This is a genomic window from Acinetobacter sp. ANC 5600 (genome assembly GCF_002018395.1).
Classification (GTDB): Bacteria; Pseudomonadota; Gammaproteobacteria; order Pseudomonadales; family Moraxellaceae; genus Acinetobacter; species Acinetobacter amyesii.
Genome location: NZ_MVKW01000001.1, coordinates 277,240 through 290,386, shown reverse-complemented (window position 1 = coordinate 290,386; position 13,147 = coordinate 277,240). Strand labels below are relative to the sequence as shown.

Sequence of the window (13,147 nt, the reverse complement as noted above, 5' to 3'; positions counted from 1 at the left end):
ATAAGTGATTTGAAATTTAGTTTTCTATTCCTTTAGAACGAAGTGATATTCAGAATAAAGTGTAAGATAATATTATAATTTATTTGAAATTTTAGGGGGTGATGTGGAACAAGAAAAATTTAAGCAGGATATTGTGATTCAACTACCTTGGACAGTACCGCAGCACCAAAATGTACAAACGTTAGTCATTCAACACCCTGCTAAAACGCATATGGAGCTAAATGCTTCTACAGATAAGACTGCGATTTCATCCTTTGCTTTGTCAGTGATAGTTGCACTAATTCTAGGTGGTTTTGCTACTTGGTTGGCCTATTGGTATGGGCGGAAAAGTTTTCAATTAACGGAAATGTCCTTTATTACAGTAGTTGAGCAAATTAGAACTGCTGAACAATCAGCATTTGATCTAAATTCAAGATTATTCAATCAACAATTAAAATTGCAGAATAATGAACTCATATTTAATAAACAAGAAAATAAAAGAAAAATGATTGTTGAAAAAAGTGAAAATTTTATTGTGGCTAGACATAATATTCTACTCTCATATTGGGAGTTTATTGAAAATTGCAACGTAAATGACCAATATGATGCCATTGCTAAAGAACTGTATGGAAGGATGGAAGTACATAATTTTAACTCTGACTTAAAAACTACTTTAGCTAAATCTCATATATTGTTGTTTAATTTAAATAGTGATGATTTATTAACAAAGCGTATAAAAATTTTAGCAGAAATATTTATGCGATTAGGATGGTGTTGTTATCATCAGATTTTATCTTTCGTTGATAGTAATAACATTTGTGTTTCATCAAACGGCCTTCAAGAAGCTATAAGTAATTTAGAACAGCACAAGTTTTTTACCGACAAAGAATTTCCCTCATTGAGAAATGCTGTACGTAAAGAATACGTACAAAGAGCTGATTACTACAGAGTAATGTTAGATATCAGTCTGGGAATAGATAAAGATTTGAAGAAAATAATTTCTAAATTATAAAAGCAGCCATAGCTGCTTTTTTTAAATAATTATTTCGGCTCTGGTGGTGTCATCCCAAACTGTAAATACGCCATATTGGTGGCAATACGCCCACGTGCAGTACGCATGACATAACCTTGTTGAATTAAATACGGTTCAATCACATCTTCTAATGTGCCTGAATCTTCAGCCATAGCTGCAGCCAAAGCTTCAACACCTGCAGGGCCACCATCAAAACGCTCTAGTAGCATTGATAAATAACGGCGGTCTAGCGTATCTAAACCATCTTTATCGACATTTAGCATGTCCAAAGCACGTTGAGCCATCTCTTGGGTCACTTCGCCTGTACCTTTGACTTGGGCATAATCTCGAACACGGCGTAATAAACGGTTGGCAATACGTGGCGTACCACGTGCACGACGTGCAACTTCCAGTGCGCCATCTTCAGTAATCGGTACATCCATTAAGTTGGCTGAACGAGTCACAATATGCGTTAAGTCTTTGACAGAATAAAACTCTAAACGTTGTACGATACCGAAACGGTCACGTAAAGGAGAGGTCAGTAGGCCTGCACGAGTCGTCGCTGCCACAAGGGTAAAAGGTGGTAAATCCAGTTTGATCGAACGGGCAGCAGGGCCTTCACCAATCATGATATCCAGTTGGTAATCCTCCATCGCTGGATAGAGAATTTCCTCGATGACCGGTGAAAGTCGATGGATCTCATCAATAAATAATACATCACCTTCTTCAAGGTTGGTCAGCATTGCAGCTAAGTCACCTGCACGTTCAAGAACAGGGCCAGAAGTGGATTTTAGGTTACCACCCATCTCACGGGCAATGATATTGGCCAGTGTAGTTTTACCTAGGCCCGGTGGGCCAAAGATCAGGGTGTGATCGAGTGCTTCTTCACGGCCACGCGCAGCACCGATAAAGATTTCCATTTGTTCACGGACGACAGGCTGCCCGATGTAGTCATCAAGGGATGTTGGGCGAATGGCACGGTCGAAGTGGTCTTCGGGTTTTTCTGAACCACTGATAAGACGGTCTTGCATAATTATTTAACTAATCTCTATATCGTTGTGGAAGAATCACAGCCTCAAAAAGCGATTGAACTTTAAATGCCATTGTATAGGCGATTCACACTTTTGACTGGGCAAAAGTGACAAAACCCATTTGTTAGACTGATGCTACGTCCTTGTAGCACAGTTTAACGGCGACATCCTTGTCGCCTGCGTGATTCACATACTGTCTATAGCTCTAAAAGGCAAAGGATGTAGTGCTCATTAGAAACTAAAAATTATTTATTCATCGACTTTAATGCAGCACGGATAATGTCGCTGGCATCAGTAAAGTCACCTTTGGCAGCATTCACTAATTTTTGTGCTTCAATTGGTTTGTAACCTAATGATTGTAAGGCCGCCTCAGCTTCGGCTACGGCAGAGTTGCCCGTAAATTGAATTTGTTCAACAGTTGAATTCGTTGGTACCGTACCTGAAGCCATGGCTTTAAAGCGATCACGTAACTCAATCATGAGGCGTTCAGCGGTCTTTTTGCCTACACCCGGAACTTTGACTAAAGTGTTTACATCTTCATGTTCAACCGTGTGAATCAGCATTTCAACACTTAATGTTGATAAAATGCCCAGTGCCATTTTAGGGCCTACGCCGTTGACTTTTAATAGTGTGCGAAAAATCAGTTTTTCTTGAGCATTGCTAAAGCCATACAGCAGTTGTGCATCTTCACGAACAGCCAGATGTGTCCACAGGGTAATTTTTTGACCTTTTTGTAGTTGGCAAAATGTAGAAAGTGGGGTGTCAATCTCATAGCCCACACCATTTACATTGAGTAATACTGTTGGTGCTTCCAATGCCAGCACTTCGCCAATTAAACATCCGATCATGTCATTTATTCACTTTATTTCAGTTTAGTCTGAGCTATTTGCTCAATTTCAATTTGTTGTGAGATTAACGTGAAGGCCAGCGAATTACTAGCCTTCACATTTTTTCACCTTTAAAAGAAACCAACTTTATTGCCTTGAAGTTCTTGTGCAAGGTTATAAGCCTGATGATCTGAAAACTTAGAGATGATATCGAGTACTTGCATAATATTGTCATAATGCGACATACCAAAATGTGCTCCTGAACGATGTAAGATAGACATCAATCGTTGCTCTTTAAAGCTCAAAGTTTTATTGGGCGTGGTCAGTGGAATAAAGGCATCCAAAATATTTTGCAAACTTTGGTGTGCAATAATTTCCAAACCTGCCTTATGCGGATGTTCAAAGATTTTATCACGAGCCAGTTCTTTGGCACGGTTAATCCCGATTTCAATATCTTCACTGCAATATTGCAATAAACTGCCTTTAAGTTGGCCAGACAAAATTTCATTATGATGACGTGCAAAAGCTGTCGTCACTTCTTCAACCAAACGCTTCATCACACGGCCACGCAAAGCGGCAATTTTCTGCTGCCATGTGGTATCCGTCATTGCAAGTTCGGCAGGAATACCATAATCACCAATCAGGTCAAGGAAAATTGGCTCAACTTCATTATAACTCAACATATTGAGAATAATGCCATCTTCCAAATCAATCAGGGCATAGCACATATCATCCGCTGCTTCTAATAAATAAGTCAGAGGATGACGGCAATAATGATATTCACCGAGTTGAATTAAGCCGAGTTGTTCTGCAATTTGCTGCAAGATGTCTTTTTCGGCTTGGTAACAGCCAAACTTGGCACGCTGACTGGCAGGCGTATTTCCTTGTGATGCAATGGTTTTGGATAGCCATGGGTACTTTAAGTAAGCCCCTAAGGTTGCGTAAGTTAGGCGCATACCACCATCATTCGGGTGATAGTCAATTTTAGTCAGTAAACGTAAGCCTTGTGCATTACCTTCAAACTGACGAACATCGGCTTCTTCTTCAGGGCTTAAGTCCTGTAAAAAGTCTGTATGTGATGCATCATCAAACCATTCGCGAATGGCATATTCACCAGCATGCCCAAAAGGCGGGTTGCCAATATCATGTGCTAAACAAGCGGCTTGAATAATCGCGCCAACATCGGCAGGCGAAATCCACATTGGCAATTCATCTTTAATTTTTTCCGCAGCCAACATCCCCAATGAACGTCCAATACAAGACACTTCTAAAGAGTGCGTCAGGCGAGTATGAATGCCATCATGTTGGGTTAATGGATGGACTTGGGTCTTGCGATTAAGCTGTCGAAAACTCTGCGAAAATATAATGCGGTCATAGTCTTTGTGGAAGGGGCTACGTGCCTGTTCAGAACTGTGTTTATTGCTACCAATACGAACTGTAGAAAGAAGTTCAAGCCAACGCATTTGAGTCATTTATCATTATTCAATTATTACTTGAATTGAATAATGCCAAACTTAGCAGAAAAGCACTAGTGTGGGGCGACACAACTTGTCTTAAAAGATGTATGAGTGATTTGCCTTAATGAAATGCAAAACAAAACAGAAATTTAAAAAAGGGCTGTTAGTATAGATGAGCAAATTTTACCTTTTATCCCATTTTTTAATTTTCAATGAGAATAATTTAAATGTATAGAAAACAATTTCTTCCTACGTTGACTGCACTAAGTTTGGGCGTGACATTTTTTTTGTCAGGTTGTACAAGTTTCAATACAGAAAAAAATATAACGAAAGTGCAGCCAAACCAAAATGTTGCTGCATCAGAAAATAGCATGATGCATCATTTACAAACATTTGAAGAAATTGCAGAACAAAATGGTGGCAATCGTGCAGTAGGTACAGCAGGTGGATTGGCTTCTGCACAATATATTCTTGAACAAGCCAAGAAAGCAGGCTTGCACGCGCAAATGTTGCCATTTGAAAATCGAGAAAAGACCGTTGGGCAAAATATTGTGATTGAGATTGAAGGGCAATCCAAAGATACTGCTGTGATTGTCGGCGCGCACTATGATTCGGTGAAAATGGGGCCGGGGATTAATGATAATGCTTCAGGCGTTGCAGTATTGTTAGCATTATTACAAGACTATGCGAAGCAAAAGGTAAAACCTAAACACACACTATATCTTGCCTTTTGGGATTCGGAAGAGGTTGGTATTGCAGGTTCACAAGCTTTTGTGAAATCACTCAGTGAGAAACAGCTTCAAGGCATTCAAGCCTATATCAATGTTGATATGGTGGGAACAAAGAATCCGAATATCATGATTGCCGATGGTGACCATTCATCAATTGGAGAAATGGCGGCACAGTTTAAAGCCAATGGACTTGCACAAAGTGATTATCAGCCAATCTTAGACAGCATGAGTCAATTACCTAAGCACCCGCAGGATGCTGCATTAGAACAAAGTATGCGTCAATATTTTAAAACCAATAATATGCAGATTAAAGATGATGTAACGACTTTAACAGCAAGCGATACTTTGCCATTTTTAGGGAAAGTTCCCGTTACTTCACTAATTTTATTTAATGAGCAAATGAAAGGTGATGAACTCGAATTTGCACCGTGCTACCACAAGGCTTGCGATACGATTGATGGTGTAGATGTAAACTCACTGAACTTAGCCCTTAATGTAATTCAACATCTATTGTCAGATTTGAATAAATAAAATGTTTCAATTTCAAATGTGAATTGATTTTAGTCTTTTATGAATTTCAGGTTTAAATCTCACACATTTAGACCTGAAATTAATTTTCAAATATGGTTTGAACGCTTGATTAAAAAGTGAGTTGTTATTGAAAAATAAAACATTTTTATAGTTTGAATATTATTCTTAGGATGAAATGAAAAAATCAGATAATTTTGTGTTAATCTGTGCGACTAAATTCAATTTTATTATTTAAAAATAAAAGCATTATTGCCTAAACTTCCCGATATAAGCACTACAATTTCACTTTCACATCTAGCTGATTTAACTAATACACAGTAGAATATGCGCTCTCTCAAGTCACATTGTGGCATGGTCTTTTCGATCATCCCGTGGAGCCAAAATCAGCATGTTTATCGTTGCCGGTGCACCTGCACATTCTTCATTTAAGAAAACTCAACTATTATCACGTTTAACGTCAATTAGTTCTGTTCAATCAATTGAAAGTCAATGGGTTTACCTTTTTGACCAAGCGCTCAACGAGCAACAACAGCAATCCGCTTTACAGCTTCTCAACGATGGTCAATCTTTTGAATTGCACCAAGCAGCAAGTGACGAAGTCCAAATTTTAGTGACGCCACGTGTTGGAACCATCTCTCCGTGGTCGTCTAAGGCAACAGACATTTTTGCCAACTGTAATACACCGGTTCATCGCCTTGAACGCGGTGTTTTGTTTACTTTGAAGGGCGTAAATGCTGTTTCTGATGAAGTAAAACTAGCATTACATGACCGCATGACCGAAAGTGTTTTCAATGCTATTGAAGATGCTGCGGCACTTTTCTCTGAAACTGAACCAAAGCCTTTAAACTCAATTGATATTTTGGGTCAAGGTAAAGAAGCGTTGGTGAAAGCTAACTCTGAATTTGGTTTTGCGCTTTCTGATGAAGAAATCGATTATTTAACCGATGCATTCACAAAAATGGGTCGCAACCCGCATGACATCGAATTGATGATGTTTGCTCAAGCAAACTCTGAACACTGCCGTCATAAAATCTTTGGTTCAGAATGGACAATTGATGGTGAAGTTCAACCATTGTCATTGTTCCAAATGATTAAAAACACCTATAAAGAATCACCTACAGATGTATTGTCGGCATATAAAGACAACGCTTCTGTAATTGTTGGTTTTGACACACAGCGTTTTTATCCAAAACTAGATGCTGAAACAGGTCACCACGTTTATAAATACAAGAGTCAAGCCGCTCACATCTTGATGAAAGTGGAAACACATAACCATCCGACAGCGATTGCACCATTTGCTGGTGCAGCAACAGGTTCGGGCGGTGAAATCCGTGACGAAGGCGCAACAGGTCGTGGTGGTAAGCCAAAAGCAGGTTTAACAGGTTTTACCGTATCTAACTTGAACATTCCGGGCTTTGAACAGCCATGGGAAGAAAACTACGGCAAACCATCTCGTATGGCATCTCCACTTCAAATTATGATTGAAGGCCCATTGGGTGGTGCAGCGTTTAACAATGAATTTGGTCGTCCTGCGTTAAATGGTTACTTCCGTACATTTGAACAAAATGTCAATGGTGATGTAAAAGGCTTCCATAAGCCAATTATGATTGCCGGTGGTTACGGTAACATCCGTCCTGACCATGTAGAAAAAGATGCGATTCAACCAGGCGATTTACTGATCGTACTAGGTGGTCCTGCAATGCTGATTGGTTTAGGCGGCGGTGCAGCGTCTTCTGTAGACAGCGGTAAGTTGGGTGAAAACCTAGACTTCGCATCTGTACAGCGTGAAAACCCAGAAATGGAACGCCGTTGCCAAGAAGTGATTGATGCTTGCTGGCGCATGGAAGATCATAACCCAATCGTGTCTGTACATGACGTAGGCGCGGGCGGTATCTCAAATGCAATGCCTGAACTTGTGAACGATCACGAGTTAGGTGCGGTACTTGATCTGCGTAAAATTCCATCGCTTGAAAAAGGCATGTCTCCGATGGAAATCTGGTCGAATGAAGCGCAAGAACGCTATGTATTGGCAATCCGTCCATCATCTTTAGAACTCTTTGAATCACTATGTGCACGTGAACGCTGTCCATTCGCCGTACTAGGTGAAGCGACTGAAGCGCGTCATTTGACTGTTGAAGATCCATTATTCGGCAACAAAGCTGTGGATATGCCAATGCAAGTGATGCTTGGCGGCACACCGCGCATGAGCCGTTCATACGAAACGATTGAACGTAAAGGCGATGACTTCACTGCTGAAACAGTAACAGATTTGAAAGATGCGATTTACCGCGTTCTTAAGAATCCAACTGTTGCATCTAAATCGTTCTTAATCACCATTGGTGACCGTTCGATTACAGGTATGGTTGCACGTGATCAGTTCGTCGGTAAGTGGCAAGTGCCTGTAGCGGATGCTGCGGTAACAACGACGAGCCTTGTAGGTTATACAGGTGAAGCAATGGCAATGGGTGAACGTCCGCCAGTTGCATTGTTAAATCCTGCTGCGTCTGCACGTTTATCAGTAGCAGAATCCATTTCAAATATCATGTCTGCAAAAATCGACCAGATCAGCGACATTAAATTGTCTGCAAACTGGATGGCTGCTGCAGGTCAACAAGGTGAAGACCAAGCATTATTCGAAGGTGTTAAAGCCATCGGTATGGAAATGTGTCCTGCACTAGGTATTGCAATTCCAGTAGGTAAAGACTCATTGTCTATGCGTACAACGTGGAATGACGAAGGCATCGATAAATCTGTAACTTCTCCAATGTCAGGCGTGATCACTGCATTTGCACCTGTGACTGATGTTCGCAAAACATTGACACCTGAATTGAAAAATATCGAGTCTGTACTGGTACGTATTGATTTGTCTAAAGGTCAATTCCGTCTTGGCGGTTCGATCCTTGCGCAGGTTTATAAAGCAATTGGTTCTGTAACACCTGACGTAGACAGCTTCGATGACTTCAAAGCATTCTTTGCATTGGTTCAAGACTGGAACAACCGTGGTCTAATCAAGGCTTACCATGACATCGGTGATGGCGGTCTGCTGGCAACTGTTGCAGAAATGATGTTTGCTTCACGCCTAGGTGTAGCACTTGAAGATCAATCTACTGCAAGCTTGTTTGCAGAAGAAATTGGTGCAGTGCTTCAAATCAGCAAAGCTGATTGGGCTGCATTAGAAGCTGAAGTTGCAGCGTCTAGCCTTAAAGATGCAATTGCAGTTGTAGGTACTGTAAACGATACAGATACTTTAACTGTAAATGGTTTGAGCTTAGACCGTGCTGAATTACAGCAAGCATGGACAGAAGTGTCACATCAAATCCAACGTTTGCGTGACAACGTAGAAACTGCGGATCAAGAATATGCGTTAATCGCTGATAAATCACATGCAGGTTTAATTGCAAAACCAACATTTGATCTGAACGAGCCAATCGAAGCGCCGTACATCAATGAACGCCGTCCAAACATGGTGATTCTGCGTGAACAGGGTGTAAACGGTCATGTAGAAATGGCTGCTGCATTCGATAAAGTCGGCTTCAACACTGTAGACGTACACATGAGCGACTTGCTTGCTGGCCGTATCAGTCTTGATGACTTTGAAGGTTTAGTCGCGTGTGGCGGTTTCTCTTACGGTGACGTATTGGGCGCAGGCGGCGGTTGGGCTAAATCTGTATTGTTCAATCCTAAACTTCGTGACCAATTTGAGAAATTCTTTAACCGTGACGAAACATTCTCCCTAGGTATTTGTAACGGCTGTCAAATGCTGTCTCAGCTTGCACCATTAATTCCAGGTGCAGAAGCTTGGCCTCGTTTCCACCGCAATACTTCAGAGATGTTTGAAGCTCGTGCTGTAAACGTACGCGTTGAAAAATCTAACTCTGTATTGTTAGAAGGTATGGAAGGTTCGATTCTTCCAATCGCAGTTGCGCATGGTGAAGGCCGTGTTGTGACTTCGGCAGAAAACTTGGCTTCTTTAAATGCAAATGACCAAGTGATTTTGCGTTATGTTGATAGCCAAGGCAACCCAACGCAGCATTATCCAATGAACCCGAACGGTTCACCAGAAGCGATTTCAGGTGTAACGTCTAAAGACGGTCGTGCAACAATTATGATGCCGCACCCTGAACGTAACTTCCGCGCGATTCAGCATTCTTGGAAACCAGAAGATTGGGATCAAGACGGTGCTTGGTTACGTATGTTCCGTAATGCACGTAAATTTATTGGTTAATCTTAGATAGATAAATCATAGAAAAGAGCCGCCTTCGGGTGGCTTTTTTATGGTTAAAATTTACCAAAAGATATATTAATTATTGTGAATGCTTGTTTTTACACATATAATCGCTTTCGATTTTTAACCACCTGCGGGTGGTTTTTTGTTGGTTTTAAATTTTTATTTCTCCCACTGAACTTGGTTTAGATTTTGCTTTTATATTTGTGGAAACATGCTAGTGTGTATTTTATGCACAATAACTATGCAAGATTAAAGACAGCAAGATAAAAGAAAGATGGATAACTAAACGAGTTCAGTATCAACACTCATGATGAGGTGATGACATGATTAAAACAGCGGAATATTCGGCAGTTGATAAGTCTGCGCTGCGTAAAAAGGGCTGGAAGCTTTTTGGTGCAGTCGTGTGTTTGCAGTTGGTGTTTTTAGTTTTGGGTTATGCTTTACAGATGTAATATTTGAACAATTGAAACCGCCGTGAGGCGGTTTTTATAAGCCTTCCGCGTTAGATGGTAACCAAGCACTATATTTTTCTTTCAATTGCTTTTTAAACTTCTCATCCCAAATAATAAAATCAATCCCACCATCATAAGGTGCAACAATAATTTTTTTTTCAAATAAAATGAGAAATGCATGAATTTCTTCATTTGCAATTTTTAATAATAAATCATCATGTTTTTTAGGCTCCCATATTATTTGAGTGTATAAGGGTATAAAACAGATATCATTTTCATCACCATCATCAAAGTATTCAGGATCTATCTGATGTAGATTCATAGAAGGTGATTCTATTAAATTGTAGGAAATGATTTTTCTTCTATCATATTCAGGGTGAAAACGATCTGGATCTGGCTGAGAATAATGTGGCGTAACATAATTACCTGTCACAAGGTAAACCGAGGTATCTAAGCCTAAACAATCTGTGATGATCTGATTTTGACGATCTAATAAAAGTAGCTCTTCTTCTTTTGAATCGGCATAACGTTTAGACTCGGGCAAGCTATGCATACGAAACCAATATTCCGAAAAATAAAATTTTAATACGTATGGAATAGGTACTTTATTTGGAAAATATTTATTCCATAGTTGTTCAAAAGTTTCAGTCATAGTGAATTTTTTGTTTATTTTTAATGGATTTATTATAACTTAGTATGAAAAAAAACCTTTTATTTATTTAAGTTTATACTCAAACAAATTTATTATGTTCCCAGTATCTCACCTTAAATCCACAAAAATTGCCTTTTTGAAGCGGGTTCAGGTGGTAAAGGTAATTCTGAATACTATGTAGGAACAGATTAGACACGATTTCATTTGAACATGTAATAGTAAAACGCCATCTATTGATGGCGTTCATTTTGCAGGATCTAAGTCATCTATATTTTTTAGAATGATGAAACATCTAACTCCACAATTTAATGGGCGACATCTATGTCTCAGGTTCCGTGATCAAATATCCAATTTAAATTAGATGCTCGTCATTTTATGATTCTATTTAAATCACTAACTGAACCTGCTTTAACACCGCCTTCAACGTATTTTCATAATCAAACGCATCATTAGTGCTGTCTTGATAACGCCATGCCACATAACCATCTGGACGAACCAACACAGCACCTGACTCGTGAATTTCAGATTTAGCATTCCATGTACCATAAACGTCACGGTATTCACGAGAACCAATTTGAATCACATCTAAATAAGGTAGATTCAACGATTCAGCAGCAGATTTCCAACCTTTGCCTGAAAGACCTGTCAGTAGGGTGAAACGACCATGCCCTGTAATATCTAACGTTGATTGCTTATCGCCTTTGGCATCAATAATCCAAGTATGTGGAACTTTAGCCCCCGGACGCGTGGTTGCTTGCAAGTAAAGCTGTTGATCTTTGGCAAAGATCTCAGGCTCAGATTCAGCAATCATGGCATTGGATGCATAGCGCTGATTCAACTCTATACCTTGGGCATTAAACTCCAAGTTTTTAATTTCTAAGGCTTGATATAGCTTTTGACGAATTTCTGCAGCTTGTTCATCTTCCGCAAAAATACGTTGCATCATTTGAGCTTGAGTTGTGATGCCTTGGTCAAAACCAAATACCTCTTTGAGATGCTTATAGTCAAAGCGAGATTGATTGGCACGCGCCACGATTTGCTTGCCAACAGGCGCACGCTCTAATGTATAAGAATCAAGTAGAGTAGGAGCAGCCCAACCTTTAATGGCATATGCCAATTTCCAACCGAGGTTAAAAGCATCTTGCATACAGGTATTTGAACCTAAGCCACTTGATGGTGGATGACGATGTACCGCATCACCGCCGCAGAATACACGACCTTTCGAGTATTCAGTTGCCCATGTTTGGTTCACATACCAATAAGACAGTTTTTGAATCTCGACATTTTCAACTTCAGCACCGACAAAGGCATTTAGACGCGCACGAACTTGTTCTTCGGTGACTTGTGGTTCGCCCTTGGAAATATCAAAGCCCCAACCCATAATCCATTCATTCCAAGGTGTAATGGCACGGAGTAAGCCCATGCCCAGATCACCAAAGCTGGCTTCAGGGTTAACAATCCATTGCAAAATAGCAGGGCGGTGTTGCACGTATTTGGAAAGATCAGCTTTAAAGGTTACATAGACTGTACCTGCACGAGACATCACCCCTTCAAGGGGTAAATCAAGCTGTTCAAGGACTCTGGATTTTGCCCCATCCATACCGACCAAATATTTGGCACGTAAGCTGAATTCAGTATTTGTAATACGATTTAAAAAGGTTGCTGTTACACCATGCTCATCTTGCACATGGGACAAATATTCAGTATTAAAATTATAAATTGCACCACGTTCAGCCGCATTTTTTACCAACAAAGCTTCCATTTTCGGCTGAATGAGATCGACCAATGGACAAGGACTGCCTTTAATATAATCGCCATGACGTTCATCACCGGTTCCCCAAGCACTCATGCGGGCAATTTCTTCACCGACAAGACTGGTGGTAATGAGGCTTTCACCCATTTGTTCCCAAGGTGTGGCAATGTCGAGAACTTATTCTTCGATACCTAAGTCACGTAACACTTCCATCGCACGTTGGTTGGTAATATGGGCACGCGGACTATTAGCTAACCAATTAAATTGGGTAAAAAGCTGAACCTGTATGCCGTAATTTGCCAAGGCCAAACCTAAAGTAGAACCTGCAGGCCCTGTGCCAATAATCAGAACATCGGTATCGAATTGCTGTGTCATACAAAACTCCATGTGTATGTGAAGTGCAAACTTGGAATAGTCCGCAGTCTAGGCAAATGATTTTCCGAGTAGAATGGATATTCATATAAACTATAGATCTATTGGTATTATGACTGCAT

The 13,147-nt window shown here is 40.2% G+C and carries 8 protein-coding genes and 1 pseudogene; 4 read left to right on the top strand and 5 right to left on the bottom strand.

Features of this window, described 5'->3' with window-relative positions; all coding sequences use genetic code 11:
• Positions 1-103 precede the first annotated feature (103 nt).
• Positions 104-991 carry a hypothetical protein gene (locus B1201_RS17100; protein WP_228144735.1) on the top strand — a complete coding sequence of 296 codons (888 nt, stop codon included), beginning with the start codon at positions 104-106 and terminating at the stop codon, positions 989-991.
• Positions 992-1,020: 29 nt separating this feature from the next.
• Here B1201_RS17100 and ruvB read toward each other — a convergent pair whose 3' ends face one another.
• The 3 genes from ruvB to B1201_RS01460 form a co-directional block, all read right to left on the bottom strand.
• Positions 1,021-2,022 carry a Holliday junction branch migration DNA helicase RuvB gene (gene ruvB / locus B1201_RS01470; protein ID WP_078192036.1) on the bottom strand — a complete coding sequence of 334 codons (1,002 nt, stop codon included), beginning with the start codon at positions 2,020-2,022 and terminating at the stop codon, positions 1,021-1,023.
• Positions 2,023-2,267: 245 nt separating this feature from the next.
• The gene (gene ruvA / locus B1201_RS01465; protein ID WP_078192035.1) at positions 2,268-2,870 is read right to left on the bottom strand and encodes a Holliday junction branch migration protein RuvA; all 603 of its coding nucleotides are present in this window, start codon (positions 2,868-2,870) and stop codon (positions 2,268-2,270) included.
• Positions 2,871-2,980: 110 nt separating this feature from the next.
• Positions 2,981-4,321: a deoxyguanosinetriphosphate triphosphohydrolase gene (locus tag B1201_RS01460; protein ID WP_078192034.1), complete on the bottom strand. Its 1,341-nt coding sequence runs from the start codon at positions 4,319-4,321 to the stop codon at positions 2,981-2,983.
• A 212-nt stretch (positions 4,322-4,533) separates the two neighbouring features.
• Between B1201_RS01460 and B1201_RS01455 the strand changes: the two genes are divergently transcribed.
• From B1201_RS01455 to B1201_RS17220, 3 genes are all read left to right on the top strand, one after another.
• Entirely contained in the window at positions 4,534-5,568 is a 1,035-nt protein-coding gene (locus B1201_RS01455; protein ID WP_078192033.1) for a M20/M25/M40 family metallo-hydrolase, read from the top strand.
• Between the two features lie 388 nt (positions 5,569-5,956).
• Positions 5,957-9,793 (top strand): phosphoribosylformylglycinamidine synthase, encoded by a 3,837-nt coding sequence (gene purL, locus B1201_RS01450; protein WP_078192032.1) that lies wholly within the window; start codon positions 5,957-5,959, stop codon positions 9,791-9,793.
• A 326-nt stretch (positions 9,794-10,119) separates the two neighbouring features.
• Positions 10,120-10,248, top strand: coding sequence for a KGW motif small protein (locus tag B1201_RS17220; RefSeq protein ID WP_257223017.1), 129 nt, complete (start codon positions 10,120-10,122; stop codon positions 10,246-10,248).
• A 34-nt stretch (positions 10,249-10,282) separates the two neighbouring features.
• Here B1201_RS17220 and B1201_RS01445 read toward each other — a convergent pair whose 3' ends face one another.
• Both B1201_RS01445 and B1201_RS01440 read right to left on the bottom strand, forming a co-directional pair.
• Positions 10,283-10,900 carry a hypothetical protein gene (locus tag B1201_RS01445; RefSeq protein WP_218956248.1) on the bottom strand — a complete coding sequence of 206 codons (618 nt, stop codon included), beginning with the start codon at positions 10,898-10,900 and terminating at the stop codon, positions 10,283-10,285.
• A 385-nt stretch (positions 10,901-11,285) separates the two neighbouring features.
• Positions 11,286-13,028, bottom strand: a pseudogene (locus tag B1201_RS01440) (FAD-dependent monooxygenase).
• Positions 13,029-13,147 lie beyond the last annotated feature (119 nt).

Excerpts from the sequence above, each read along its gene's own strand:
- ruvA (WP_078192035.1), bottom strand. The coding sequence starts at position 2,870 with ATGATCGGATGTTTAATTGGCGAAGTGCTGGCATTGGAAGCACCAACA.
- purL (WP_078192032.1), top strand. The coding sequence starts at position 5,957 with ATGTTTATCGTTGCCGGTGCACCTGCACATTCTTCATTTAAGAAAACT.
- ruvB (WP_078192036.1), bottom strand. The coding sequence starts at position 2,022 with ATGCAAGACCGTCTTATCAGTGGTTCAGAAAAACCCGAAGACCACTTC.
- B1201_RS17220 (WP_257223017.1), top strand. The coding sequence starts at position 10,120 with ATGATTAAAACAGCGGAATATTCGGCAGTTGATAAGTCTGCGCTGCGT.
- B1201_RS01455 (WP_078192033.1), top strand. The coding sequence starts at position 4,534 with ATGTATAGAAAACAATTTCTTCCTACGTTGACTGCACTAAGTTTGGGC.
- B1201_RS01460 (WP_078192034.1), bottom strand. The coding sequence starts at position 4,321 with ATGACTCAAATGCGTTGGCTTGAACTTCTTTCTACAGTTCGTATTGGT.
- B1201_RS01445 (WP_218956248.1), bottom strand. The coding sequence starts at position 10,900 with ATGACTGAAACTTTTGAACAACTATGGAATAAATATTTTCCAAATAAA.